This is a genomic window from Bacillus sp. LBA3-1-1.1, assembly GCF_040676495.1.
GTDB lineage: Bacteria > Bacillota > Bacilli > Bacillales > Bacillaceae_G > Bacillus_A > Bacillus_A nitratireducens.
Genome location: NZ_JBEGIB010000001.1, coordinates 142880 through 168320, shown reverse-complemented (window position 1 = coordinate 168320; position 25441 = coordinate 142880). Strand labels below are relative to the sequence as shown.

26 protein-coding genes and 2 riboswitches are annotated in these 25441 nt (G+C 35.6%); of the genes, 9 read left to right on the top strand and 17 right to left on the bottom strand.

Going from position 1 to position 25441, the window contains the following annotated elements; translation table 11 throughout:
• Nucleotides 1-5 precede the first annotated feature (5 nt).
• Nucleotides 6-1043, bottom strand: coding sequence for a competence type IV pilus assembly protein ComGB (gene comGB, locus MRBLBA3_RS00885; protein ID WP_044737744.1), 1038 nt, complete (start codon nucleotides 1041-1043; stop codon nucleotides 6-8).
• Nucleotides 1030-2073, bottom strand: coding sequence for a competence type IV pilus ATPase ComGA (gene comGA, locus MRBLBA3_RS00880; RefSeq protein WP_044737743.1), 1044 nt, complete (start codon nucleotides 2071-2073; stop codon nucleotides 1030-1032). Before comGA ends, comGB begins: the two co-directional genes overlap by 14 nt.
• A 205-nt stretch (nucleotides 2074-2278) precedes the next feature.
• Here comGA and MRBLBA3_RS00875 point away from each other — a divergent pair, with 205 nt between their 5' ends.
• The 3 genes from MRBLBA3_RS00875 (at nucleotide 2279) to MRBLBA3_RS00865 (ending at nucleotide 4849) form a co-directional block, all read left to right on the top strand.
• Nucleotides 2279-2974 (top strand): helix-turn-helix transcriptional regulator, encoded by a 696-nt coding sequence (locus MRBLBA3_RS00875; RefSeq protein ID WP_000434128.1) that lies wholly within the window; start codon nucleotides 2279-2281, stop codon nucleotides 2972-2974.
• 130 nt (nucleotides 2975-3104) lie between these two features.
• Nucleotides 3105-3347 carry a DUF2626 domain-containing protein gene (locus tag MRBLBA3_RS00870; RefSeq protein ID WP_000440717.1) on the top strand — a complete coding sequence of 81 codons (243 nt, stop codon included), beginning with the start codon at nucleotides 3105-3107 and terminating at the stop codon, nucleotides 3345-3347.
• A 107-nt stretch (nucleotides 3348-3454) separates the two neighbouring features.
• Nucleotides 3455-4849, top strand: coding sequence for an L-cystine transporter (locus MRBLBA3_RS00865; protein ID WP_001094337.1), 1395 nt, complete (start codon nucleotides 3455-3457; stop codon nucleotides 4847-4849).
• A 256-nt stretch (nucleotides 4850-5105) separates the two neighbouring features.
• Here the strand turns inward: MRBLBA3_RS00865 and MRBLBA3_RS00860 are convergent, their stop codons facing one another.
• Together MRBLBA3_RS00860 and MRBLBA3_RS00855 are read right to left on the bottom strand one after the other, a co-directional pair.
• Nucleotides 5106-5492 (bottom strand): hypothetical protein, encoded by a 387-nt coding sequence (locus MRBLBA3_RS00860; protein ID WP_000875404.1) that lies wholly within the window; start codon nucleotides 5490-5492, stop codon nucleotides 5106-5108.
• Between the two features lie 87 nt (nucleotides 5493-5579).
• A complete protein-coding gene (locus MRBLBA3_RS00855) occupies nucleotides 5580-5795 on the bottom strand; it encodes a DUF3912 family protein (protein WP_044737804.1) in 216 nt (71 codons plus the stop codon).
• 252 nt (nucleotides 5796-6047) lie between these two features.
• On the opposite strand from MRBLBA3_RS00855, the gene MRBLBA3_RS00850 reads away from it, so the two are divergent.
• Nucleotides 6048-6359, top strand: coding sequence for a hypothetical protein (locus MRBLBA3_RS00850; protein WP_001095549.1), 312 nt, complete (start codon nucleotides 6048-6050; stop codon nucleotides 6357-6359).
• 35 nt (nucleotides 6360-6394) lie between these two features.
• Here MRBLBA3_RS00850 and MRBLBA3_RS00845 read toward each other — a convergent pair whose 3' ends face one another.
• From MRBLBA3_RS00845 to MRBLBA3_RS00820, 6 genes are all read right to left on the bottom strand, one after another.
• Complete coding sequence (locus MRBLBA3_RS00845) at nucleotides 6395-6883, bottom strand: hypothetical protein (protein ID WP_000764257.1); 489 nt, start codon at nucleotides 6881-6883, stop codon at nucleotides 6395-6397.
• Nucleotides 6884-6962: 79 nt separating this feature from the next.
• Complete coding sequence (locus MRBLBA3_RS00840; RefSeq protein WP_044737742.1) at nucleotides 6963-7337, bottom strand: nucleoside 2-deoxyribosyltransferase; 375 nt, start codon at nucleotides 7335-7337, stop codon at nucleotides 6963-6965.
• A gap of 95 nt (nucleotides 7338-7432) precedes the next feature.
• Nucleotides 7433-7693, bottom strand: a complete 261-nt coding sequence (locus tag MRBLBA3_RS00835; protein ID WP_083596079.1) for a DUF3966 domain-containing protein — start codon at nucleotides 7691-7693, stop codon at nucleotides 7433-7435.
• A 246-nt stretch (nucleotides 7694-7939) separates the two neighbouring features.
• Nucleotides 7940-8998: an undecaprenyldiphospho-muramoylpentapeptide beta-N-acetylglucosaminyltransferase gene (locus MRBLBA3_RS00830; protein WP_363379522.1), complete on the bottom strand. Its 1059-nt coding sequence runs from the start codon at nucleotides 8996-8998 to the stop codon at nucleotides 7940-7942.
• An 18-nt stretch (nucleotides 8999-9016) separates the two neighbouring features.
• The gene (gene metH, locus MRBLBA3_RS00825) at nucleotides 9017-12415 is read right to left on the bottom strand and encodes a methionine synthase (protein WP_242399404.1); all 3399 of its coding nucleotides are present in this window, start codon (nucleotides 12413-12415) and stop codon (nucleotides 9017-9019) included.
• Nucleotides 12415-14247, bottom strand: a complete 1833-nt coding sequence (locus tag MRBLBA3_RS00820) for a bifunctional homocysteine S-methyltransferase/methylenetetrahydrofolate reductase (protein WP_000770347.1) — start codon at nucleotides 14245-14247, stop codon at nucleotides 12415-12417. Before MRBLBA3_RS00820 ends, metH begins: the two co-directional genes overlap by 1 nt.
• 70 nt (nucleotides 14248-14317) lie before the next feature.
• Nucleotides 14318-14427, bottom strand: a riboswitch (SAM riboswitch).
• A gap of 202 nt (nucleotides 14428-14629) precedes the next feature.
• Nucleotides 14630-14739: riboswitch (SAM riboswitch) on the top strand.
• 94 nt (nucleotides 14740-14833) lie between these two features.
• Between MRBLBA3_RS00820 and metI the strand changes: the two genes are divergently transcribed.
• The 4 genes from metI to MRBLBA3_RS00800 all read left to right on the top strand — a co-directional run bounded on the left by metI (nucleotide 14834) and on the right by MRBLBA3_RS00800 (nucleotide 18470).
• Nucleotides 14834-15946: a cystathionine gamma-synthase/O-acetylhomoserine thiolyase gene (metI, locus tag MRBLBA3_RS00815; protein ID WP_000103904.1), complete on the top strand. Its 1113-nt coding sequence runs from the start codon at nucleotides 14834-14836 to the stop codon at nucleotides 15944-15946.
• A complete protein-coding gene (metC, locus tag MRBLBA3_RS00810) occupies nucleotides 15943-17106 on the top strand; it encodes a cystathionine beta-lyase (RefSeq protein ID WP_000122287.1) in 1164 nt (387 codons plus the stop codon). The genes metI and metC overlap by 4 nt, the downstream gene beginning before the upstream one ends.
• Nucleotides 17107-17269: 163 nt before the next feature.
• The gene (locus MRBLBA3_RS00805) at nucleotides 17270-17782 is read left to right on the top strand and encodes a cysteine hydrolase family protein (RefSeq protein WP_044737739.1); all 513 of its coding nucleotides are present in this window, start codon (nucleotides 17270-17272) and stop codon (nucleotides 17780-17782) included.
• A 397-nt stretch (nucleotides 17783-18179) separates the two neighbouring features.
• Nucleotides 18180-18470, top strand: coding sequence for an ArsR/SmtB family transcription factor (locus MRBLBA3_RS00800; RefSeq protein ID WP_000894375.1), 291 nt, complete (start codon nucleotides 18180-18182; stop codon nucleotides 18468-18470).
• Between the two features lie 144 nt (nucleotides 18471-18614).
• Here MRBLBA3_RS00800 and MRBLBA3_RS00795 read toward each other — a convergent pair whose 3' ends face one another.
• Both MRBLBA3_RS00795 and MRBLBA3_RS00790 read right to left on the bottom strand, forming a co-directional pair.
• Nucleotides 18615-19727 carry a class I SAM-dependent methyltransferase gene (locus MRBLBA3_RS00795; RefSeq protein ID WP_044737738.1) on the bottom strand — a complete coding sequence of 371 codons (1113 nt, stop codon included), beginning with the start codon at nucleotides 19725-19727 and terminating at the stop codon, nucleotides 18615-18617.
• Nucleotides 19728-19736: 9 nt separating this feature from the next.
• Nucleotides 19737-20366: an MBL fold metallo-hydrolase gene (locus tag MRBLBA3_RS00790; RefSeq protein WP_044737737.1), complete on the bottom strand. Its 630-nt coding sequence runs from the start codon at nucleotides 20364-20366 to the stop codon at nucleotides 19737-19739.
• 170 nt (nucleotides 20367-20536) lie between these two features.
• Here MRBLBA3_RS00790 and MRBLBA3_RS00785 point away from each other — a divergent pair, with 170 nt between their 5' ends.
• The gene (locus MRBLBA3_RS00785; RefSeq protein WP_000524846.1) at nucleotides 20537-20710 is read left to right on the top strand and encodes a DUF2759 domain-containing protein; all 174 of its coding nucleotides are present in this window, start codon (nucleotides 20537-20539) and stop codon (nucleotides 20708-20710) included.
• 81 nt (nucleotides 20711-20791) lie between these two features.
• Here the strand turns inward: MRBLBA3_RS00785 and glcK are convergent, their stop codons facing one another.
• The 5 genes from glcK to MRBLBA3_RS00760 all read right to left on the bottom strand — a co-directional run bounded on the left by glcK (nucleotide 20792) and on the right by MRBLBA3_RS00760 (nucleotide 25353).
• Nucleotides 20792-21775 carry a glucokinase gene (gene glcK / locus MRBLBA3_RS00780; protein ID WP_000391717.1) on the bottom strand — a complete coding sequence of 328 codons (984 nt, stop codon included), beginning with the start codon at nucleotides 21773-21775 and terminating at the stop codon, nucleotides 20792-20794.
• Between the two features lie 19 nt (nucleotides 21776-21794).
• A complete protein-coding gene (locus tag MRBLBA3_RS00775; protein ID WP_000623706.1) occupies nucleotides 21795-21995 on the bottom strand; it encodes a YqgQ family protein in 201 nt (66 codons plus the stop codon).
• A gap of 103 nt (nucleotides 21996-22098) precedes the next feature.
• Nucleotides 22099-22677, bottom strand: a complete 579-nt coding sequence (locus tag MRBLBA3_RS00770) for a 5-formyltetrahydrofolate cyclo-ligase (protein WP_044737736.1) — start codon at nucleotides 22675-22677, stop codon at nucleotides 22099-22101.
• Between the two features lie 105 nt (nucleotides 22678-22782).
• A complete protein-coding gene (rpmG, locus tag MRBLBA3_RS00765) occupies nucleotides 22783-22932 on the bottom strand; it encodes a 50S ribosomal protein L33 (RefSeq protein ID WP_001265616.1) in 150 nt (49 codons plus the stop codon).
• A gap of 69 nt (nucleotides 22933-23001) precedes the next feature.
• Nucleotides 23002-25353, bottom strand: a complete 2352-nt coding sequence (locus MRBLBA3_RS00760; protein ID WP_363379520.1) for a sugar phosphate nucleotidyltransferase — start codon at nucleotides 25351-25353, stop codon at nucleotides 23002-23004.
• Between the last annotated feature and the right edge of the window lie 88 nt (nucleotides 25354-25441).

Sequence of the window (25441 nt, the reverse complement as noted above, 5' to 3'; positions counted from 1 at the left end):
GCCCCCTAAATAGAATTCATCATTTGAAACATCGGCATAATCATCGCTAAATACATCAGAATGACTATAACCCCAAGACATGTAAATAAAATAGGTTGAATCACAAATAACATGCGTTTAATTTTTTGTTCTACCTTTTCAATAATGAGCTCACTGTAATCACCAAGCTCATTTGCTAAATTACCGTTTGCTTGTCCATGCGTAATGATATAAGAAAGTTCTTTCTCGTAACAACCGCTTTTATCAATAATAGATTGTAACGGTTCTCCTGCAATTAATTGCCGTTCAATTCGGGCTGCTTCATACTGAAAGAACGGATGATACTTTTGCTTCATCATTATTGTTAATGCTTCGTGTACTGACAATCCACCGTGTAATAAACCACTTAATTGAGCTGAAAAATAATGCGAATGATTTAAAATAAGAAATGTTTTCATAAGGGGTATACGGATCATAATCTTTACCTTTTGAGTAGGCGGAAGTTTTCGGAAATAAAATATATATAAACTAAAGCCCGTTATAACGATAAGAAAAATGCTATAAATGAAGTAGGGTAATAATTTAATTACAACTAAAATTTGCTCCGTAAGTGGTGGTGCTGTAGAATGTAAAGAACTATACATCATTTCAAACTGAGGCAATAAAATGAGGTTAAAAACAGAAAGCATAATCATTAAAAAGAACGATAAAAACATAGGATATCGCATTACTTTCATCATATCTTTCCTATATTTATCCTTCTTGTAAAGAAGTACACTCCCTTGTTGCAAAGCAAAAGAAATGTCACCATGTCGCTCTGCATAAAACAAATAACTTAACACCTCAGGGTGAAACATTAATTGGTGAAAAGAGGCGTGCAAACTTTGTCCATTCTTCAATCCCTCGATCATACGCTGTAGCTGTAATTTCTTCCCTAATGGTAGTTGCAACTGCAAAAATTCTAACGCCTGCAAAAGTGAGTAACCTTTCTCTAATAAATCACTTAATCTTTTCCATAATAACGCTTGATCACTTAAACCCCATTTCCTCTTAAACATATACATCGTCTTCTAAAAAGCCTAAAGCATACCCTTTTCGAACCGACGATTCCAACGTTTCATAGTGATACGTAACATTTTCTCCACTTGCTTCTTTAATCGCTTGTTTTAATTCATATCCATATAACAGTTCATAAATACTTGCCTGTCTCACTTGCCTCATTGATTTACATAAAGTTGAACACTTCCCTCTGCAAAATGGACATTTTAATTCGACGAGCCGCTGAGCAGCTACTGCTAATAATGATTGTTCAATTTCTTGCCTTGTAATACCATAATCCATAAATCGTAGTATCGCTCCTTTCGCATCATTTGTATGCAAGGTTGTCATTACTAAATGTCCCGTCAAACTGGCCCTTACAGCTACTTTTGCTGTTTCTTCATCACGAATTTCGCCAACTAAAATAATATCTGGATCATGACGCAAAATAGCCTTTAATCCCGTTTTATATGTGATACCAGCTTTTTCATTTATTTGAATTTGTAATAAATCGTCTTTTCTTTGCTCAACTGGATCTTCCAGTGTAATGATGCGACGTGTTTGCCATTTTCTAGCTACTTCTAATAACGCATACATTGTTGTTGTTTTTCCAGAACCAGTCGGCCCAGTAAATACGAGTAACCCATGTGAATGCTTTAAAAAAGAGAGTAATTTTTCCGCTGAACTTGGAAATAACGAAAGGTGAGACAACGGCTGAGAAGATGCTTGTAAATGGAGGCGAATAACGAGACTTTCTTGATATACTGTTGGAAGTGTTGAAAGGCGTAAATACACTTCTTGTCCATCAATTTGCAAGTACAACGAACCATTTTGAGGTTTTCTCCTCTCTCCTATATCCATTGATGCTAAAAATTTAAAGTGCGAAACAAGCTTTTCTCCAAATTCCTTTTCAATACACCGTTTCATAATTAAATCTTTTCCTATACGTAATTGAATCGCCATATCCTTCTGCCTGGGCACAATATGTAAGTCCGATGCTTGCACCCCACAAGCTTCTTTCATAATCATATTTGCAAAAAGCTCGACACTATTCATCAAATTTCCCTCCTCACCATGTATATATCATGAAAAACTGCAAAACAAAAATTAGCAATTTTTTATTTTCACTAAGAGAAAAAGGGAAAATATGTTTGTGAAATTATGAACAATTTCCGAATTATTGTCTGAAATTACCTATATAGAAGTTTATCTGTATTATAATGTTAATATCTTGGATAAAGTGATAAAGGTGGAGATCCTAATGGAACAAGCTTTAAAAATTACAGGTGTGTTATCTGACCCTACTCGTTATTACATTTATAAATATATTTCTCAAAAGCATAGTTACGTAACTGTACAAGAAATTGCAGATGAGTTTGATATTCATCCAAACGTAGCGCGTTTACATTTATCTAAATTAGAAGATGTTAATATGCTAAAATCAGAAACAAAAAAAACTGGGAAAGGCGGCAGACCAAGCAGACTATACGTCCTTTCTCAAGATGTCATCCAGTTACAATTCCCATTTCGCGATTATCAATTATTAGCACAGATAGCATTTAATTCACTGCTAAGCTTAGGTAGCGCTGGTGAAAAAGCGCTATATGAAACAGGGAAACAATTCGGCAAAGAATTAATGCAACAACATATGCATCGCTTAAATGTAAGTGCAGAAGCATTAACGATAGAACAAAAAATGCAAATCGCAAAAGAAGCATTCTCAACAGCTGGTTTATCTCCTGCTTTTGAAATAAGTACGGATGGTACAAAAATTTTCTATGATGTACACAATTGCCCATTTAAAGAAGTTGCTGCGCATCATCCGACTGAAATTTGTAATATGCACGGAGATATGATGAAGGGGATTTTTGAAATCCTATTCCCGAACGTAGAATTAACACGGAACGATAGTCTACTAGATGGATGCAAATCTTGTAACTATAAGGTTCAAATTTAGTTTTTCAACTAAGAAGAAGTCAATATTATAATTGGCTTCTTTCTTTTATATGAATGAATATTTACAATAGTTAGAAAAATAAACTATAATGAAGAGAGGTTTTACTTTTTTAGAAAAGGAGGGAGATGGCATGGAGCGCATGTTTCGCGTTCTCGGCTTTTGGACTGGAATTTTCTCGGTTATGTTTTACGTAGGTGATATGCAACAGGCTGCACTACTATTTTTAGGACAAACAGGTTTCTTCGTACTTTTAAGCTATTTAAAATTAACAGAGCGTATGTATATATACGTATTCGGGGCATATTTAACTGTTTTCTTCATAGGATTTACATACTACACGACATTCTTACTTGTCCCTGGGGCTGGACATTAAAAGGTGGCATTTTGCCATCTTTTTTTTAATTCCGCAATTCCCTAGTTGACTTATAGGTTTTATTACCTTATATTCTATATAACAGATTGGAATTAGGGGGAATTATCATGAATACACTGCTTGTCGGAATTAACGTTGCAGTCATGCTCATCTTAGTTGGCGTATTATATTATATGCAACGTAAGCATGTATCTTTTAATAAACGTGTATTTACTGCTTTAGGAGTCGGAATTATATTCGGTCTTATATTACAATTTATTTATGAGCCAACTTCTAAAGTAATTATTGAATCAAATACTTGGTTTGGCTTAATCGGTAACGGTTATGTGAAATTGCTTCAAATGATTGTTATGCCACTTATTTTAGTATCTATTATTTCAGCATTTACAAAATTACAATTAACGAAAAACCTTGGTAAAATCAGTGGTCTTATTATTGGCATTTTAATTCTTACTACAGGAATTGCTGCAGCTGTCGGTATCGCTGCAAGCGCAGGATTTGATGTATCAGCAACAGGATTACAACAAGGTGATGCAGAATCTGCTCGTCTGAAATTAGTAGAAGAAAGATTTACTTCTATTGAAAAGACAACAATTCCAGACAAATTATTAGAACTGTTACCTACAAATCCGTTTCTTGATTTAACAGGTGCTCGTCCAACATCAACAATTTCTGTTGTAATATTTGCAGCATTTATCGGTATCGCCTTTATAGGTGTAAAACGAAAATATCCAGAACAAGCAGAGCTATTTAAGAAAATGCTTGATGCTGTATATGCAATTGTAATGCGTATGGTAACATTAATTTTACGTCTTACTCCATACGGCGTGTTAGCTCTTATGGCAAAAACAGTCGCTGGTAGCGATATAAATGCTATTTTAAAACTTGGTAACTTCGTGTTAGCGTCTTACGTAGCACTTATCGTAATGTTTATCATTCACTTATTATTAATCGCACTATCTGGTTTAAATCCAATTCAATATTTGAAAAAAGTGTTCCCGGTATTAACATTTGCATTCACATCTCGCTCTAGTGCTGGTGCAATGCCATTAAATATTGAAGCACAAAAAGAAAAACTTGGTATTTCTGAAGGAATCGCTAACTTCGCTGCATCCTTTGGGGTATCTATCGGTCAAAACGGTTGCGCAGGTATTTACCCAGCAATGCTTGCTATGATGGTCGCTCCAACTGTAGGAATTGATCCATTACAACCACAATTTATTTTAACTTTAATCGCTGTCGTTGCTATTAGCTCATTCGGTGTTGCCGGCGTTGGTGGCGGTGCAACATTCGCAGCATTAATCGTATTATCTACAATGAACTTACCAATCGGCATTGTTGCTCTAGTTATCTCAGTTGAGCCATTAATCGATATGGGTCGTACAGCTCTTAACGTAAGTGGTTCTATGACAGCAGGTCTTATTTCTAGTAAATGGCTTGGAGAATTAGATCACGATACGTACAATCAAGATGATGTAAAAACTGGTGAGATTGCTTCATAATAAAAAAGGACGCTAACAAAAATGTTAGCGTCCTTTTTTAGTTCTTTTCATCTTCCTCTTTGTCTTTTAAACATAAGGCATAACATATTGTTTCAAACACTATGTATAAAGCTCTACCGATTACTTCAGCCATGGTAAAACACCACCTGTATATTAGAATAGATAATTATAAACAAATTATCTATCTTTTCAGTTTTTTATAAAAATTACATTTTTTATAATGTTTTACAAAAACACTCCGAATTTTATTCTTCTACTAAAACTCTTCTAGTTGCTCTTTTAACTCCTCCTCAATCTCATAACAAGATTCATCAACAAGTTCCCCTACTTTCTTACTCCCCAAAATGTTTGATTGAATTGGCATTCCTAAAAAGATTCTTTCGCATTTCCAAATTGGTATATTGTGAAATCCAATCATCTCTTTTTCTTCATCTAATATAGCTATGGCAGCTGATGAATAATAACCCACCTCAAAAGGATGCTCTTTATCTTTAACAAGTTCCATAGATAGTTCCATGTTTTTCTCTATGTATAAATATGAATACTCTTCAAAAAGTTTAAGTGATATTCGCTCTATTTCCTTTTCCATACATTGAATTTTCTCTTTCAATTCCAATGTGAAATCTCGTTCTTTATACTTCATTTCCGTCTCCTTAAACATAGAAAAAGAGAATACAATAACATATTCTCTTTTCTCAAATATATTTCATTATGTCACAGCCCGTCCCTTTCACAAATAACCATTTTGCTCGCACCATGTATGAAATTGTCCTACGTCTACTCCAACTAACACGATATCCTTTAGCTCTACAGCAATAATTTGTTCTCCAATTACAATAGCAAAGTGGGATTCTAATTGTTTTTCGTTTTTCTTTACAGTTCCAATTCGGTTCCGATACGGTCCGTCTTTTATATATGCTTTTTGTCCTACAATATCAAAGTTCAAGATTCTCACCTCTTTTACTGCGCTCAAATTGGAAATACAATCTCCACCTCGAAAAATTTCCTTTCATTGCACTATTTCTCTATATATATGACGAAACAATAAAAGAGTCCTTCCTTCTTTACAATTATTTTTTCTTTGTTTCATTTTTATGATTGAAACGTAAAGTTTATAATAAAATACACTTGGAAGCGCTTTCCGTGTAATTTTTTATGTTATAATATAAAAGTAGAACTTCGTAAAGAGGGTTAAAAAATGAATACAAACATGATTAAAAAAGTAATTGAAGCATTAAAAGTATATGGCTTTCAGGATGTATCATTCTGTGAAGAAACGAAGCAATTCTTATTTCATAACGAAACCGATATTATGAGCGGCTATGCAAAAATAACATATAGTAGTCAATTCGAAAAATTTAACGTACAAATTCATCCAATTGAAACACATCACCAAGCAGAGTTACAAGAGGTTGAAAGACATATACAAGCTTGCATACGAAAAGTAGAGTATTTAAATGCACTTCTTACTGGACAAACAAAGCTAGATGATAAAATTATTATTATGTAAAGAAAAAGAACGTGATATCCTCACGTTCTTTTTCTTTATATGTTCATTTTTTCTTTCAGTTGTAATCCTGTAACAGATTGTAATACATCCATTACCTCTCCAAAAGTCATATCAAAAATCGTTTTATCTTCTATGTACGGGAATTGTCTAAAACGTTTTTCTAACATTTTCACTGCATCCGATGTGAAATTTGCGCTATCAATGCCAAATTCTGTTTCAAGAAGCACAATCCAATCTAACACATGAAAACCTAATCCATTTACGAATGAAATAAGTTTTTCTTCTGACTGTGGAGATAAGAATACGTTTCGCTCCATCTCACTAAATAGTTCTTCTCCTAAAATTCCTGCTAACTCATCATCATGTTCGCGTTCAATAATCTCTTCGTAACCGTAATCATCAACAAGCTCTTCTACTTCTTCACCATCTGCAAAAAGCAATTGGCTAAGAAGTGCATCTTTCTTAAATTCACTGTTTTGTACAACTTCTAAAAAACTTGTTTCCCATCCATTTTCTAATTTCATATAACATAACTCCTTTATGACCTTTTCTTATCATCACTGTACCCAAAAGATCACTTTTATAACCTTTAGGTAATTACTATTATTCCATATGATTTATAACATAAGATGCAAACTCATCTGCATCTCCTTCAAAAATATTAACCTCTGGCAAATGGTAAAACGTTGTTTGGAGCGGGTTTCCTTCATGATACATATATACCTTTTTCTCTAGCGCAATCGCCATTCCGAGCTCTGTATGGCTTCCATTTCCGCCATCTAATATAAGTAAAAATACATCCGCTTCTTTAATAGCGTTCTTTTCTGCTTGACCAATTCCTCTTAATTGTTCTTGATTAACTGCTCTTTCATTTTGGGTCCAATCATATGTATGGTACCATCCTGCTTCTTTTAACTGGCTTGATACAAAACGAACAATATGTTTATTTTGAAATCCCGAGGCAATATAAAATTTCATTTATGTCCACCCTTTAAATACGTATGGGGAAACTCCTTTTTAGCGTTAATGGTTGTAGAAATAATTAAGGAAGACTGCAAAAAAAATCCCCATCTTTAGAACTTATTTGCGTTTAAATGATGGGGTGCTTCATGGTCTTCTTTTATTTTTTGTTTTTTATAACTTTCATCAGCTAACATTTCTAGTTCAGCTGTTATCTCTGATTTTTCAAGCTCTCGTTCTTGTGAAAATTTCCGTGAAATATAAACAATAACACTACCAACGTACAACACAAAGCATATAATAAGTGCAGTATTTTCATAGAGACTTAGCTCCAACACAGTCACTCCTAATCCATTCGTATTTTCACGCTTAATCAATTGGAATTTCCCTACTAACCATTTGTTACCCCGCATTAACGGGCAGTAAGACCCCCACCTCAAAATTCAGCGAAAACAAAGAAGTTAGGTGGGGATTAACTGCCCGTAAAAGCCCGATTGGTTCAACTAATAATCAGTGAGGGATGAACCCCTCCCCCACTGATTAAAGTTTCACTTTATTGTAACATAAAAATATCAATTCTTGGAATCTTTCATCCTAGTAAAAAAGGCATGATTATATAATCATGCCTCTGAAATATGTTGAATGATAGTTTTAATTGCTTCTTTTCCATTATATTTTTTTAATGCTGTTTTATACGTCTCATTATTATGAGATAGCTCCTCTATATGCTTTATAAGCGAGTTCACCGTCACATCCTCTTCATACAATACCGATGCATACCCTTGTCTTTCAAAGGATTCCGCATTTAAAATTTGGTCTCCACGGCTTGCAAATTTCGATAACGGAATTAAAACCATTGGCTTTTGCAATGTTAAAAACTCAAAAATTGCATTGGAGCCCGCACGCGAAATAACAAAATCTGTTGCCGCTAATATGTCTGGCAACTCCCCATGTACATATTCAAATTGTCTATATCCTTCTTTATTTTGTAAGGATTCATCAAGATTTCCTTTTCCGCAAAGATGCACAATTTGATAATTTTTCAGAAGATCTGGAAGTGCCGATCGAACAGTTTCATTAATTTTCTTTGCTCCTAAACTTCCTCCCATAACAGTAATAACTGACTTCTTACGGGAAAATCTTAGAAACTTTAAACCTTTTTCAAGATTTCCTCTTAGTACTTCTTCACGTACTGGTGATCCTGTATATACTACTTTCTCTTTCGGTAAGTGCTTCGCAGCTTCTTCAAATGTAACAAATATTTCCGAGGCAAAACGGAGCGCAATTTTATTTGCTAGTCCAGGTGTCATATCAGATTCATGTAGCAAAACTGGCACCCTATTTAGCCATCCTCCAATTACGACTGGTACAGATACGAAACCACCTTTTGAAAAAATAACATCCGGCTTTAGTTTACGAATTGTTAAGTACGCATCCATAACCCCTTTCATTACGAGAAAAGGGTCTTTTATATTTTTTAAATCAAAATAACGACGTAGCTTCCCACTTGCAATACTATAGTACGGAATCCCTTCCTTTTCTATAATCGTTTTTTCAATCCCTTGATGAGAACCGATATAAGAAATGTCCCAGTTTTTTTCCTGTAAATGTGGAATAATTGCTAAATTAGGTGTTACATGTCCTGCCGAACCGCCACCTGTAAAGACTATTTTTTTCATACGTCTCCCCCTTCTACACTATAGTACACTAAAATACCTTGCCTCAGGGTGAGAAAATACCATAGCCGTTACAGACGCTTCTGGCTCCATCATAAATCCTTCTGTTAATGAAATACCTATTTCTTCCGGCTGAATTAAACGGAACAATTTTTCTTGGTCAGCAAGTTCTGGACAAGCTGGATAACCAAAGGAAACACGTATTCCTCTATATTTCGTGCGGAAACGTTCTTCCATCGTCAGTTCAGGTGAGTCTGGAATGCCCCAACGATCACGAATGAGCATATGTGTTTTTTCAGCAAGTCCTTCTGCTAATTCAAGCGCTAACGATTGAATGGCATGACTGCGTAAATAATCACCCTTCGCCTTCCACTCTTCAGCAATGTCCCGAACTCCTTCCCCAACAGTAACAGATAAGAAAGCAACATAATCCATTTCATCCCCAATCGGACGTAAATAATCACCTAAAGTACGGTATGGAGCCTTTCCTTGTCTAGGGAATGTGAAACGCTCTATAATACGCGTATGATCTTCTGGATCATATATTACAATGTTTTGTCCGTCGCTTTGTGCTGGGAAAAACTGATACACTGCTTTCGGGCGTAACCAAGATTGTCCCTCTTGTAATAATTCATCGATTAAATCATTTAATTCGTGCGCTCTTCTATCTCCTTCTTGCAGGAGTTTTTTTACATTTCCTTTTAATCCAAGATGATGCCCAAGTAGCATTTGTCTATTTAAAAACGGTGCGAGATGTGCAACTGGAATATCGCGCAATACAATTCGTTTTGTTGAATCAGGTATCATAACCTCCGCCTTCGGTAATGGCTCAATTACTGCTGGAATTTCCACTTGTTTTTCCTCTTTTTTAACGATATGAAGATGACGTTCTTTTTTATCCTGTTTCATCTTCTCACGCTCTTCTTCTTTTTGAAGCTTATTAATAATATCAAGCCCCGTCATCGCATCACTCGCATAGCATACAAGCCCTTTATATGATGGAGAAATACGATTATCTGTAAACTTTCTCGTTAGCGCTGCACCACCGACAACGATTGGAATATCAATATTTGCCGCTTTTAAATCTTCAGCAGTTGTTACCATTTGTTGGGCTGATTTTACTAGCAAGCCTGAAAGACCAATAATATCAGGCTTCTTCTCTTGTACTTCTTGAACAATTCGATCCGAACGAACATTAATCCCTAAATTAATAATTTCATATCCGTTATTTGATAAAATAATTTCAACGAGATTTTTCCCAATATCATGTACGTCACCTTTTACAGTCGCTAATAATACTTTCCCTTTTTTCGCGCTATCACTAGACTCCATATGTGGCTCTAAATAGCTTACGGAAGCTTTCATACTTTCGGCACTTTGCAATACTTCAGCAACGATAAGCTCATTATTATTAAATAATCGTCCCACCTCGTCCATTCCTGTCATAAGTGGGCCATTAATAATATCAAGAGGTTTTCTTCCTTCTGTAAGCGCAAGACTTAAATCCTCGTGTAACCCTTGTTTCGTACCTTCTACAATATAATTTGCTAGTCGTTCATCAAGCGTTAGTGTTTCTTGTACAACGACATCTTTCTTTTTGGCAACACGGTAAAAGTTTGTAAATTCTTCTAACGTCTCTTTCGTCGTTTCAAATAACAATGCATCTGCAAGACGTTTTTCTTCCTCTGGAATTGACGCATAGCGTTCTAATTTTTCCGTATTAACAATCGCATAATCTAATCCTGCTTTCGTTGCATGATATAAAAAGACGGAATTTAATACTTCACGGCCCGCGGGCGGTAAACCAAATGATATATTACTTACACCTAAAATCGTTAAACATTCTGGTAACGCTTCTTTAATAAGACGAATTCCTTCTATAGTCGCTGCCGCTGAACCTATATATTCTTCATCACCTGTCCCTACAGGAAACACAAGCGCATCAAAAATAATATCAGATGGACGTATACCATACTTCTTCGTTAGTAACTCATAGCTTCTTTTCGCAATTTCTATCTTTCGTTCTGCACTAACTGCCATACCGTCTTCATCAATTGTTCCTACAACTATAGCGGCACCGTATTTCCGAAGAAGAGGTGTCACTTTTTCAAAACGTTCTTCTCCATCTTCTAAATTAATAGAATTGATAACACCTTTTCCTTGAATATAAGTTAGAGCTCTTGCCATAACATTTTCATCTGTTGAATCAATCATAATCGGTACTTTTAATACTTTCGTAACTTCTGCCAAGAATCTTTCCATATCTTCTATTTCATCACGGTCGGGGTCTGCCATACAAATGTCAATAATATGAGCATTCTTCTTCACTTGCGCTCTTGCCACTTCAGCTGCCTCTTCAAATTTTCCTTCTGCTACTAATCTTTTAAACTTGCGTGATCCAATTACGTTCGTCCTTTCTCCAACAAATAACGGTCTCATAGAGTCATCATATTGCAACGCCTCTAATCCACTAACTCCATGCCCCTCTCGTTCATGTTGCTCACGCGGCTTAAGAGATGCTAACGCGGTTTTCATTGCACTTATATGTTCTGGTGTTGTCCCGCAACAACCACCGATAATATTAATCCATCCTTCTTCAGCAAATCGCTTCACTTTTTCAGCGAGAGAAGATGGAGATTCATGATAATGTCCATCTTCATCAGGAAGACCTGCATTTGGATAACAAGAAATATAACACTCCGATAAATCAGATAAGGAACGAATATGGTCTCTCATAAACTCTGGACCAGTCGCACAGTTTAATCCAACCGATAACGGCTTCATATGCTCTATCGATAAATAAAAGGCTTCTATCGTTTGCCCCGCTAAAGTCGTTCCCATCGGTTCAATCGTTCCAGAAATCATAATAGGAACCGTTTTATTTAGTTCATCAAAAGCTGCTTGAATTCCAATATAAGCAGCTTTCACATTACGCATATCTTGACTCGTCTCCACAAGTAATACATCAATTCCACCTTTCAATAACCCTCTCGCCTGCCTTGTATAGGCCTCAATCAGTTCCTCAAATGTAACTCCTCCTGTAACACTAATTGCTTTCGTTGTCGGCCCCATCGCACCTGCAACATATACTTCCTTCCCGCTTTCTTTAACAGCTTGCTTCGCCAATAGTGCTGCCTTTTCATTTAGTTCTTCATCTAAATGAGACAGCTCATAATCACTTAATACGATATTTGTCGCCCCAAATGTATTTGTTTCAATGATGTCAGCTCCAGCTTCAATATAAGCTTTATGAATCTTTAAAATAACATCCGGCCTTGTTTCTACTAAATATTCATTACACCCCTCGTAATCTTCTCCTCCGAAATCTTCCGCAGTTAAGTCCTCTTGTTGTATCATTGTCCCCATTGCACCATCTAATATTAAAATGTTATTTTTTAATTTTTCTTCTATACACTTCATCAATTAATACCTTCTTTCACTTCTTGCTTTTCTCTCACATATTTAACAAGATGTTCTGTAATTTCATATTTTAGAAATGGTGTAATTAGATAGATACCGTTAAAATATTTCATCGCCGCATCGATCAACTCTTGTGAAATACGAATCCCTTCCTCAATAGCTGCCTCTTTCGTTTCGTGTCCATCCATTCTCTCTCTTATTTCTTCAGGAAGGGTAATACCCGGCACCTCAAAATGGAGAAAGTCTGCATTCCGCTTACTTACTAATGGCATAATTCCAATAAAAATAGGTTGTTCCAAATGTTTTGTTGCTTCATATACTTCTTCTATTAAAGCAACATCATATATCGGCTGTGTTAAGAAATATTCAGCCCCAGCATCTATTTTTCGTTCCATTCGCTTTACCGCTGCTTTTAAATGCCTTACGTGGGGATTAAATGCGCCGCCTACAGAAAATCTTGTTGCCGGTCCAATGGATTTCCCTAAAATGGAACGTCCATCGTTCATTTCTTTAATCATTTTAATTAACTCTATAGAGGACAGATCATATACAGAAGTTGCTCCCGGAAAATCACCAACGCGCGCTGGATCACCAGTTAAGGCTAGCACTTCCTCCATCCCTAACGCCGATAAACCTAATAAATGAGATTGTAGCCCAATGACGTTATGGTCTCTACACGTTAAATGAGTCAATACCGGAATATCATGCTTCGTTAATAATGCACCCATTGCCATATTAGAAACGCGAGGCGATGCTAATGAATTATCTGCTAGAGTAATAGCGTCTGCCCCAGCTCTTTTCAGTGCTCTTGCCCCTTCAAAAAAACGCTGCGTGTCTAATGTTTTCGGTGGGTCTAGTTCCACTACAACTGTCGTTTGTTTCTTTGCTTTCTCTGCTAGAGTGACGTGAGATTTCGAACGTTTCTCGTGTGTATGAACTACTTTCGGTCTTTGAATCGTGTCCTTTTCTATTACAGGCGTAACATTTAGAGTAGCACGCTTCATACTTTCAATATGTTCTGGAGTAGTACCACAACAACCACCCAATAACCGAATACCTTGCTCAATAAATTTCAGTGTCATCGCTTCGAAATAAGCCGGACTTCCCTCATATACGTAACGTCCCTCCACATAATTCGGGAGACCTGCATTTGGATATGCTGACAAGTAGCCATTCTGCGGAATCGATATCATTTTAAAAGCTTCCGTCATATGAAGTGGTCCTAGTTGACAGTTCAATCCAACAACATTTGCACCGTAATCTATAAGCTGCTTTAATATTTCATTGACATCATTTCCATTTTGAGTTGTACCTGCTTCATGTAACGCTAATTGAGCAACAATCGGAATATTTGTTTGCTTACGCAATACTTTAACGGCATGAAGTAATTCAAATTCATCGTAAAAAGTTTCTAATAGTAATCCATCAACCTGTTCTTCTAGTAAAGCACCTGCCTGTTCAAGTAGCATAAACTCCCTTTCCATATCAGTTGTTGTAACAGCTCCGATATGTTTCATACCACCGATTGTTCCTAAAATTGCATTTCTTTCTGTAACAGATGCTTTCGCAATCTTCACTGCCGCTTTATTAATTTGAACAACTTGATTTTCTAAACCATACATACGTAATTTCGCCTCATTTGCTCCATACGTATTTGTTTGAATCACATCTGCACCAGCAGCTACATATTGTTTATGAATCGATATAATTAAGTCTGGATCAGACAAATTCAATTCTTCAAAACTACTTTGCAAACCATGTGAATGTAATAACGTTCCAACCGCACCATCACCTATTACAATTCCTTTTGATAATAAATCTAGTAATTTCACGAATCTCCCTCATTTCTATCAATATAAAAACCCCCTCTTCACTTTGAAGAGGGGGACATAATTGTTCCGCCTCTTATTATGCAAAACATTCGTTTTGCAGGTATTAGCACCGTTTCAAACATTTCGTTTGAAGGTTGCCGGGTTTCACAGGGCCTTTCCCTCCACCGCTCTCAATAAGAGTTGTCTTTATTATTTTATTTATGTAGCTAAAAGGAAATACGTTCCCCTTTTAACAATGTTTGTTAATTTTTTATAAATTTAGCATGCACAAATATAAAAGTCAATGACACTTGCGGAAAAATAAAAATTATTTAAAATAAAGTTGCAATTCAATTAACTTTTGTTGTAAAGTTAAAAACATAATAAAAATTTCATACGAACATTCTTATCTAGAGAGGTAGAGGGACTGGCCCTATGACGCCTCAGCAACCATTAACATTTGTTAATAAGGTGCTAATTCCAGCAAATTGTGAAAGATTTGACAGATGAGAAGAAGACTCTATTCAATCCGAAAGCCTTCTTCTTAGAAGGCTTTTTTTATTTTATATTCAACTACTGGTTCAATTTAAAAAGGAGGAATTTTTACATGTCAACTATCGAAACAAAACTAGCACAAATCGGAAATCGTAGCGAAACTACAACAGGAACTGTTAATCCACCCGTTTATTTCTCAACCGCTTATCGTCACGAAGGACTTGGTAAATCTACCGGCTTTGACTATTCACGAACTGGAAATCCAACTCGTGGTCTTTTAGAACAGGCAATCGCAGACTTAGAATATGGCGAACAAGGTTATGCCTGTAGTTCAGGTATGGCAGCTGTTCTCCTCGTCCTTTCATTATTCCGTTCTGGAGATGAACTTATTGTATCCGAAGATTTATACGGGGGAACGTATCGCTTATTTTCCGAACACGAAAAAAAGTGGAATGTTCGATGTAGATACGTAAATACACAATCTATTAAACAAATTGAGCAAGCTATCACAAATGAAACGAAGGCTATTTTCATAGAAACTCCGACTAATCCATTAATGCAAGTTACTGATATTGCCGCTGTCGCAACTGTAGCGAAAAGACACGGACTACTTCTTATCGTAGATAACACATTCTACACGCCTTATATACAGCAGCCATTAACAGAAGGTGCTGACATCGTACTTCATAGTGCAACGAAATATTTAGGTGGGCATAATGATGTATTAAGCGGACTTGTCGTTGCAAAAGGAAAGGAACTTTGTGAGGAAATCGCTCATTATCATAATGCCTCCGGTGCTGTCTTAAGCCCATTTGACTCATGGCTATTAATTCGTGGCATGAAAACTTTAGCGCTTCGCATGAAACAACATGAAGAAAATGCGAAAGCAATTGTTGCTTATTTAAATGATGAAGATGGTGTGACAGATGTATTTTATCCAGGAAGAGGCGGCATGATTTCGTTTCGCCTTCAAGATGAAACATGGATTAATCCATTCTTACAATCTTTATCCTTAATCACATTTGCTGAAAGTCTTGGTGGTGTAGAGAGTTTAATGACTTATCCAGCAACGCAAACGCATGCTGATATTCCAGAAGAAATCAGAACGGCAAACGGTGTATGTAATCGTCTTCTTCGATTCTCCGTCGGCATTGAAAATAGTAACGATTTAATTCAAGACTTAAAGCAAGCCATTAAACTTGTAAAAGAAGGTGTAAGAATATGAGTTATTCTATCGATACACTCCTACTACACAACCAATATAAACATGACTCGCAAACAGGAGCTGTTAACGTTCCCATTTATAACACATCAACATTTCACCAGTTTGACGTAGATACTTTTGGGAAATACGACTATAGCCGATCGGGTAATCCAACTCGTGAAGCTCTTGAAGATATCATTGCTTTATTAGAGGGCGGAACAAAAGGATTCGCATTTGCATCAGGAATTGCAGCGATTTCCACTGCATTTCTCCTTCTTTCACAAGGTGATCACGTACTCATTTCAGAAGACGTATACGGAGGCACTTATCGAATTATAACTGAAGTACTCTCTCGTTACGGTGTTTCACATACATTTGTAGATATGACAAATGTAGAAAAAGTAAAAGAAAACATTAAACCAAATACGAAGCTCTTTTATGTAGAAACACCTTCTAACCCACTTTTAAAAGTGACAGATATTCGTGCTGTTTCTAATCTTGCAAAATCTATTGGTGCTCTTACTTTTGTTGATAATACATTTTTGACACCACTATTCCAGAAGCCACTTGATCTTGGCGCCGATGTCGTTCTTCATAGTGCCACAAAGTTTATTGCTGGTCATAGTGATGTTACTGCCGGATTAGCGGTTGTAAAAGATGCCGAACTCGCTCAAAAACTTGGATTTTTACAAAATGCATTTGGCGCTATTTTAGGACCTCAAGATTGTTCTCTCGTACTTCGCGGTTTAAAAACATTGCATGTACGTCTCGAGCACTCCGCTGCTAACGCCAATAAAATTGCACATTATTTACAAGAGCACGCTAAAGTCCAAAATGTCTATTATCCTGGCTTACAATCACATCTTGGCTATGATATTCAACAATCTCAAGCTACATCAGCCGGAGCTGTCCTATCTTTCACTTTACAATCAGAAGACGCACTCCGCCAATTTTTATCGAAAGTTAAACTACCCGTTTTTGCGGTTAGTCTAGGGGCTGTTGAATCTATTCTTTCCTATCCAGCAAAAATGTCACATGCCGCTTTATCACAGGAGGCACGTGACGAAAGAGGCATTTCTAATTCATTGCTTCGTTTATCTGTCGGTCTTGAAAATGTTAACGATCTAATATCCGATTTTGAAAATGCCCTTTCTTATGTAGAAGAACCTGTAAATGCATAGAGAGAAAAGAAGATATGAAATTAAGTTTTCATATCTTCTTTTTATGTTTTTGAGTATATTTCTTACTTTTCGTATAGTTCATAAAAAAACGATAGAGCACCATCTATTTCCAAGTAATAAATTAATTGATATATTAAGAAGTAAAAAAAAGGGGCAAAAAATAATGGATACTTGTGCAGATGTTTTAATCGTTATCGATTTACAAAATGGAGTATGTTATAGCGAAGAACACTTATTTGACTTACAAAGCTTACTTTCAAAAGTAAATAAAAGAATTTCTTCATACAGAAAATCAAATAAACCAATCATTTTTGTTCAACATTGTGATGATGATTTAGTACCTGAAAAAGAACTTTGGGCTATTCATGCTGATCTAGATGTTCAAGAACAAGATTTTTTTATAAGAAAAACACATGCAAATTCATTTTATAAAACAAACTTAAAAGAGATTTTAGATCAATTATCCGTACATCGTATTGAATTCTGTGGTGCCCAAACAGAATACTGCATGGATGCTACGATTAAATTTGCCCACGGACTAGGATACGAAAACTTCATGGTACAGAAAACAACCTCTACGTTACATAATCCATTTATGTCGGCAAAAGAGACAATTGATTTTTATGAGAATATATGGAACCATAGATTTTTAAAGTTGATAAAAGATGAGCTCTAGAATAAATGACTCAAATATTTAATCATCACCATAAGGAAGCTGATTATAGTCAGCTTCTTTTAACCTGTTCTATATTCTATATATATCATTACAATTCCTTTGTCATATTATTTTAAAAATTTCGTATATTCATTTGAAAGAATAAGAAAATCATGATAAAATTGTGTTACAAATATATCTATATCTTTCAATTTTTAAAACGCATCAAAATTTTCACCCAAAAGTGTCATTTTACAAAACCGTACAAATTTATCTATTTTATTTACATCAGGGTCTCTTTTCTTACAATTTCTTTACTTTAGGACTTTTTTTCTGCAACAACTGTTTTCTTTTCTTTAATTTTTTGGTATGTATAGTATGGTATGGTATAACAGCTCACACGGAGGTGGAAAAGAACATGTTAGAAACCTTTCAAAAAGAAATAGAACTATATGAAAGCAATGCAGAATTATTGAAAGTGCTTGCTCATCCTGTTCGCTTATGTATTGTAAAAGGATTAATTGAACGTGGCCCAAGCAATGTTTCTACAATGTACACTGGCTTAAACATGCCACAATCTACAATTTCACAGCATTTAGCAAAGTTAAAAAGTGCTAAAATCGTTTCTAGTGAAAGAAAAGGATTAGAAATTTACTACAAAGTAGAAAACGAAACAATTATTCAACTCGTTCGTGTATTATTAGGTTAGGGACTAATAGACAGAGAAAAAGAACGTATTCTATATTTTCCATCTCATATCTTTAATATAAATATATATCATGAGAGGAAATATATAATACTACATAAGTCGTATGAAAAAACAAGACACAGAAATATACTGTGTCTTGTTTTTTCATATTGTTAAATATCGATTCAAATGTAAATTCTTCATATCTTTCGTGTGCATAACGATATCAAAGGCACTTCCTAAGCCTCCGTTCAAAATCATAGAACGAACTGCTCGATTTCGTTTTTGAGTTTCAGAAAAAGGATTCGTATCTTGATGACTCGTAAGATGTTCTAATATTCCTGCCGCTAACAAAAACTCTGATTGCTTCCTGTGCCATATCGTATGAATCCCTTGTAACTCGAAAATCATCTTCAACTCATCCCAATGAACATGGGTAGTTAAATCCATTTCTCCTGGATATGCAAGAGGGTTACGAATTAGCTTATGCTTATAATATCCTCTTAAACTTCCTTCATGATGTGCAGGATGCATCCATTCTTCTTTTGTATAACCATAATCAACTGTAATACATATACCTCGCTGAAACCATTCTGCAATCTCTTCTATATACTCTTCCATTGCAATAGGTACCTCAAATCGCTGCCCCTCTGCAATATGAATATTATATTTCAATAAGTATCGACCAATTCTTTTCTCTACTGGCCTAAATACTTCTGCAAGGTCCCCTTCCTCTGTATACGTGATACGTACTTCATACAAAATTCCATTTCTTTTCTCAACTACTTCAACAGGAAACGCATCAAATAGCTCATTCGAAAAAATAATTCCTTCGAAAGACTCTCCCATTTCAATATACGATGTATAATACGATACATTATCAAATGAGCAAAGACTCTCCTGCTGTAATCTTCTATGAAAAGGGCTCACTTCAACAATTGAATAGTTTAAACTACTAAAGGTTTCCGGAGATAATTGTTTCCATTCTTGTAAAACATCATAGGCAAACTTTCCTGTTCCCCCACCAACCTCACAAATATTTGAAGAAACTTCTCCATTTTCAACAAGCCGAATGAAAAACTTAGCAAAAGTCTTCGCAAAGACAGAAGATACATTACTACTCGTAAAAAAATCTCCTTGCCTCCCAATTTTTTCACGTTCTCTCATATAATATCCATGTCCCTCTGCATATAATACGAGGTTCATATACGTACTGTATGAAATTGAATAATCCTTTTCTTTCCCCATCCATTCTCTTAAAATGAGCTCCATCCCCATAATGACTCCTTATTGTAAAAATGGATTATTTTCTTTTTCAAATCCAATGCTTGTCTCTGGACCATGCCCACATAGCACCGCTGTTTCATCTGGTAATACAAATAATTTCTCTTCAATACTTCCAATTAATTCAGCAAAGCTTCCGCCAGGCAAATCTGTTCTTCCAATACTCATTTGGAATAATACATCACCAGAAAATACGGCATTCGCCTCTTTACAATAATAAGAAATACTTCCTGGAGAATGTCCTGGTGTCTCAAAAATTTCAAAGTTAAAAGAACCGATTGTTAATGTACCTTCTGCATCAATAATTTGATCTGCTGGTTTCGCTGTAATACTGCGGTTCATCATAAAAATTTGTGATCCATTCACAGTTGCATCTCCTAACCAATCCGCTTCTTCTTTATGTACATATACCGGAATACGAAAAGCATCTCTCACGGCATCAACAGCACCAATATGATCAAAGTGAGCATGTGTTAATAAAACCGCAAGGGGCTTTAACTGCGCTTCTTGTAAATATGTAACAAGTTTCTCTCCTTCATGACCAGGATCAAAAATAATACACTCATTTTGATCATTCGTTAAAATATAAGCATTTGTTTGTAATGGGCCTAAAGGCATTTGTGTCCATTTCATATAAAAATCTCCTCCAGTTATTGAACTTACTTTCAATGATACAACATTTCTTTCTCTTAGGAAAAGAAAGGATGCTATCTCGACATTCATTTTTAAAACATGTACAATATAAAAGAGTAAATATTCCAAAAACTCATCGTAAGAAATGAGAAGACAGAGGAGGATATTGTATGGGCCTTGTTATTATTTTTGCGCTAGTCACTCTGTTAGCTGTATTTGCTACGCTTAGAACACTTCGCGAAAAGAACTTTTTCGCAGGCGGTTTTGCAATTGCAACCGTACTCGTTTTCGGATGGTTTACAATCATGACTGTTCTATATAATGGGTACCCTCCAGCAGCTTAATTCATTTACATGGAATTCTTCATCAAGATTTTGCATAAAAAGAGGAAGGGGTGCCCCCTTCCTCTTCTCATATTTCACAACTTATATCATCTTCGCTTCGTATTTGTGCTTTTTTACAAGCCAAGCTCCTCCGATAACACCTGCGTCATTACCAAGTGTCGCAATGGCTAACTTCGTGCTCTTTACAGCGCGTGAGAAAGCATATTGTTCGAAATAGCGTTGAACTGGCTCTAAAAGTGCATCTCCAGCTTTAGACACGCCTCCACCAATAACAATTTTCTCTGGATTCAACGTGCTAGACAGGTTCGCTACAGCTAATCCTAAATAAGAAGCTACTTTTTCTACTACTTCGCCTGCTAGTTCATCACCTTGTCCATGCGCTTCAAACACATCTTTTGATGTAATAAGCCCTTCTTCTGCTAACATAGAACGCAACATGCTCTCTTTATCAGTCTCTTGAATTTTTTGCATAGCAACACGCACAATACCCGTTGCAGATGTTACTGTTTCTAAGCAACCAGACTTCCCGCAATTACACGGGAAAGCATTCTCTGTAACTACTGTAATATGTCCAATCTCACCAGCAGCTCCACTTATACCGTGTACAATCTCACCATTGGCGATTACACCGCCACCAACACCAGTGCCAAGTGTCATACAGATTAAATCTTTTGCTCCTTCGCCAGCACCTTTCCACATTTCACCAAGCGCCGCTAAGTTTGCATCATTATCAATCACAACAGGTAATCCTGTTTCTACTTCTAATAAATCTTTTAACGGATAGTTTTTCCATCCTAAATTAACCGCTTCATAAATCATTCCAGATGCCACATGTACAGGACCAGGAGCTCCCATACCAACACCAATTAACTTACTTTTTAATTCACCTAACTCTTCTAACTTTTTATCAATAGCTTTCGCTACATCAAGTGTAATATGTTTTCCTTGCTCATTTGTATTCGTAGGGATTTCCCACTTATGTAAAATTTCACCGTACACATTAATAAATGCTAATTTAATCGTTGTACCACCAAGGTCAACCCCAACTAACCATTTCTCTTCCATGTTGCTTACCTACCTTTATCTAATTCTTATTTAGCTCTTTTTGAATTTCTTGCTTCAATAAAAATAAAGCTGTTTGATAGTCTTGTGGATCGATTAACTGTGATTGATTTAATTCACGCAATTCATCTTGCATTAATTGTAAATCTGCAATTCGATCACCCGTATAAATAATCGTACCAAATTTCTTTAGCAATTGTTGAATATCATAAATGGATATCATTTCATCACCCTCAATGCTTACTTACTATAAAAAACTATAATAAGAAAACGTTCACATATTTTATTATAATCAAGAAGAAAAAGTCTCGTCAATTTTTATTTGTCTATACAAGCCCATTTATAACCATTGTTCCTTTTTCTGTAATAATTTTTTCTACATTTTTATCAAATGGTTCAACAGGAATATGTTTTACCATTTGAAAATCATAAGCTAATGATAGCGTTTTCCCTTTATAATGCACGAGATAACGATCATAGTAGCCACCGCCATATCCAATCCGTTCCCCTCGCCGCGTATAGGCTACTCCTGGCACGATAAGAAGATCAATTTCACACGCATTCACTTCTTCCGTAAACGCTGGAATCGGTTCACGTAAATTCATATATACTGTTTCTAATTGATCAAAATTACTAATTTTCCGGAAAGACATCGTTCTTGTCCCTTTATTACACTTTGGAACAACAATTTCCTTTCCTTCTTCCCAAGCTTTTTCGATAATAGGATATGTATTCACTTCATGTTCCATCGAGAGAGTGATTCCAATTGTTTTAGCTTCAATCCACTCTTTTTGTCCATACAACGAAACTGCAATTTGTTCCGATAAAGTTGTATACTGTTCTTCAGATAAAGAATTCATGCGTTCTATTATTTGTTTACGTAAACGTATTTTCTCTTCTTTCACACACTTTTCCCCCTTACAGTGACACTTTACTCTACGAGGATAGTGTATCACTTTTACGTAGGAATCGCATAAAAAAAAGAAACAGTAGGAAAATATTCCTACTGCTTACTTTGTTTCACGGTGTAACGTAGACTTCTTGTCACGCTTGCAATACTTTTTAAGCTCGATACGCTCAGCGTTGTTACGTTTATTTTTCTTTGAGATATAGTTACGATCTCCGCATTCTGTACATGCTAGAGTAATATTCACACGCATTCTTATTTCCCTCCAGTACTAATAACTTAAATCAGACTATACCATAATACCACTTTTAAAATAAAAATTCTACACCTTTTGATATTGTCTAATTTTTTCTATAAGATTTTTCATGTTTTCCCTTGCTATTACTGGGTTTCTAGCATGTGAATACACTAAAAATTTTGGTTGTTTTGCGTCAGAAACGATATAAGACCACTCTTTTTCTGTATATTTGAACTGTACTCCTTCTAATATCCCGTCTTCTTTTCTTTCCATGTCAGCCAATAATTTCCGCATTACTTTCCCTTTTTCCTTCCACGAACACACAACTTCATCGCAAAGTAAATAGAGCGGAGGTGATTGCTCTAATATGCTGAGAAATGTTTTTTCCTGCAGTGCTATTAACTCAAATAATTTTCCTATTCGATATAAAATATCTCGCTTCCATCTTATTTGAAAAGACTTTTTTTCATCATGCATATAAAATAGAAGGTAACAACCACCCAATTTCAAAGACATTGGGTAAATTTTACCTGCTGATTCGAATAATAAATCAGGAATATCTACTTCTTCAAAATCAGTTCCTTGGTAAATATTACTATGATTATCATATAAATCGAATTGATTTCCTTGTTCAGAAAACATAAGCGCCATATTCGCTTTACTCGATTTCATCAAAGCTTTCACATGATCTTTTTGTCCCCCCGCATAAATCCATGTAACTGTGCACCCAAGCCTTTGCAGAAAGAGAATAAGTAACTGTTGTAACATATCATTTCTCTTATTAATAAGAAGATGAAACTTCTGTTTTTCTATTTTCTCTATATCAATGTGTTCTAATACTGCTTCTATATAATTATTTAAAGAAACATGAACCTGCTTACTTCGTCCCATTTCTTTCTCACATACGTAACGAAACGACTCAGACATATATAGTTGTTCGATCGTTTTTTGCTGCTTATACGATAACATTCCATCCCTGCCATACATCTTTATAACAATCCCTCTATCACTTTCCACTTGAATAAAAACCCCACCTGCACAGTTCAAATTATGAATGGCATACTGAAAAAGTGACTCGTTCATTTCTTTACATTCCATCGTATGAATCCCAATACCATGAATAGCATGGAGGAATAAGTTTTTATAGGACGTTGTTTCTATATTTTCTTGACTTCCGATTAATATACTCTCTCCTTTTACAAAAAGAGAACCATAAGCCATTGCGGCTTTCACAATAAATTGAGGGGTAATCTCAACATTGCCTCTTCCTACAATCCGGCTTTTTTGTAACCATCCTGCCCCCTTTTCACTCTCTTGAACACCAGCAGAGCCTACTATTGAATGACTATCTATCACCTTATATGGCCATAGTTTTCCTTTTTGCTTAATTACTGTACTTTTCCCTATATGGCAATGGTCCGCTACGATACTTTTTTGAAAAAGTGTAACATCATCTTCAACCATTGTATGCTCTCCAATTGTTGTTTCTAGCAACTCACAATATTTTCCGATACGGGCGTTTGCAAAAACGATGCTTTTTTGAAGATGAGAATAACTTGAAACCATACTATTTTTCCCTATAATAGAGTACGGTTCAATTACAGCCCCCGCACCAATTATTGCGCCTTCTCCAATAAAAGAAGGACCATGAATTTTCGTCCCTTTTCCTATCGTTACGCCTTCTCCCATCCACACCATTGGTAATACTTCTGTATATGGAATAGGCACCTTCAATTTTTTCGTCAACAAATCGAATTGAGCTTGCCGATATTGATCAAATATACCAATATCTAGCCAATAGTCTTCTGATAAATATGCAAATAACGCATTTTTATTTGCCAATAATGGAAATACATCATGACTGAAATCAAAAAATTCCATGGATGGTATGTAAGAAAATATTTCCGGCTCCATTATATAAATACCTGTATTCACAACATTAGAAACTACCTCATTCCAACTCGGTTTTTCTATATATCGTATAATTTCTTGTTCTTTATTCGTTACAACTAACCCAAATGAGAGTGGATTTTCTACTTCTTTCACAAACATCGTTACCATTCTCTTCTTCTGTTCATGAAATGCAATTCCTTCTGATAATTGAAAATCAGTTAATGCATCCCCACTAATAACAACAAATGTTTCATCTAAAAAACTTTCCGCTTGCTTAATGCTCCCTGCGGTTCCAAGTGGGGGAGAGTCTTCAAAATAATACAAGTTAACTCCCCATTTACTACCATCACCGAAGTGCTGCTTAATAGCTGTACTCATATATTGAACAGTAATTGCAATTTCACGAATGCCATGCTGACGTAATAATTCAATATTATATTCAAGAACCGGCTTTTCTAACAATGGTAACATCGGTTTTGGAGTATTACATGTTAATGGTCTAAGGCGTCTTCCCTTTCCTCCAGCTAAAATAACCCCCTTCATATACTTCAGCCTCCACTTATATAATGTTCAAGAACTCCGTATACCACATGTATATCATTTATCCCGCATTAACTGCCCACAAATAGCG

Bases quoted from the DNA above. Each gene is read 5' to 3' on its own strand.
- MRBLBA3_RS00850 (WP_001095549.1), top strand. From the start codon at position 6,048: ATGAATACAAACATGATTAAAAAAGTAATTGAAGCATTAAAAGTATAT.
- MRBLBA3_RS00785 (WP_000524846.1), top strand. From the start codon at position 20,537: ATGGGCCTTGTTATTATTTTTGCGCTAGTCACTCTGTTAGCTGTATTT.
- metH (WP_242399404.1), bottom strand. From the start codon at position 12,415: ATGAAGTGTATAGAAGAAAAATTAAAAAATAACATTTTAATATTAGAT.
- MRBLBA3_RS00845 (WP_000764257.1), bottom strand. From the start codon at position 6,883: ATGAAATTAGAAAATGGATGGGAAACAAGTTTTTTAGAAGTTGTACAA.
- MRBLBA3_RS00795 (WP_044737738.1), bottom strand. From the start codon at position 19,727: ATGGGGATGGAGCTCATTTTAAGAGAATGGATGGGGAAAGAAAAGGAT.
- MRBLBA3_RS00865 (WP_001094337.1), top strand. From the start codon at position 3,455: ATGAATACACTGCTTGTCGGAATTAACGTTGCAGTCATGCTCATCTTA.
- MRBLBA3_RS00805 (WP_044737739.1), top strand. From the start codon at position 17,270: ATGGATACTTGTGCAGATGTTTTAATCGTTATCGATTTACAAAATGGA.
- MRBLBA3_RS00830 (WP_363379522.1), bottom strand. From the start codon at position 8,998: ATGAAAAAAATAGTCTTTACAGGTGGCGGTTCGGCAGGACATGTAACA.
- metI (WP_000103904.1), top strand. From the start codon at position 14,834: ATGTCAACTATCGAAACAAAACTAGCACAAATCGGAAATCGTAGCGAA.
- MRBLBA3_RS00870 (WP_000440717.1), top strand. From the start codon at position 3,105: ATGGAGCGCATGTTTCGCGTTCTCGGCTTTTGGACTGGAATTTTCTCG.
- MRBLBA3_RS00840 (WP_044737742.1), bottom strand. From the start codon at position 7,337: ATGAAATTTTATATTGCCTCGGGATTTCAAAATAAACATATTGTTCGT.
- glcK (WP_000391717.1), bottom strand. From the start codon at position 21,775: ATGGAAGAGAAATGGTTAGTTGGGGTTGACCTTGGTGGTACAACGATT.
- metC (WP_000122287.1), top strand. From the start codon at position 15,943: ATGAGTTATTCTATCGATACACTCCTACTACACAACCAATATAAACAT.
- comGA (WP_044737743.1), bottom strand. From the start codon at position 2,073: ATGAATAGTGTCGAGCTTTTTGCAAATATGATTATGAAAGAAGCTTGT.
- MRBLBA3_RS00860 (WP_000875404.1), bottom strand. From the start codon at position 5,492: ATGAAGTATAAAGAACGAGATTTCACATTGGAATTGAAAGAGAAAATT.
- MRBLBA3_RS00790 (WP_044737737.1), bottom strand. From the start codon at position 20,366: ATGAAATGGACACAAATGCCTTTAGGCCCATTACAAACAAATGCTTAT.
- comGB (WP_044737744.1), bottom strand. From the start codon at position 1,043: ATGTATATGTTTAAGAGGAAATGGGGTTTAAGTGATCAAGCGTTATTA.
- MRBLBA3_RS00800 (WP_000894375.1), top strand. From the start codon at position 18,180: ATGTTAGAAACCTTTCAAAAAGAAATAGAACTATATGAAAGCAATGCA.
- rpmG (WP_001265616.1), bottom strand. From the start codon at position 22,932: ATGCGTGTGAATATTACTCTAGCATGTACAGAATGCGGAGATCGTAAC.
- MRBLBA3_RS00875 (WP_000434128.1), top strand. From the start codon at position 2,279: ATGGAACAAGCTTTAAAAATTACAGGTGTGTTATCTGACCCTACTCGT.
- MRBLBA3_RS00775 (WP_000623706.1), bottom strand. From the start codon at position 21,995: ATGATATCCATTTATGATATTCAACAATTGCTAAAGAAATTTGGTACG.
- MRBLBA3_RS00760 (WP_363379520.1), bottom strand. From the start codon at position 25,353: ATGAAGGGGGTTATTTTAGCTGGAGGAAAGGGAAGACGCCTTAGACCA.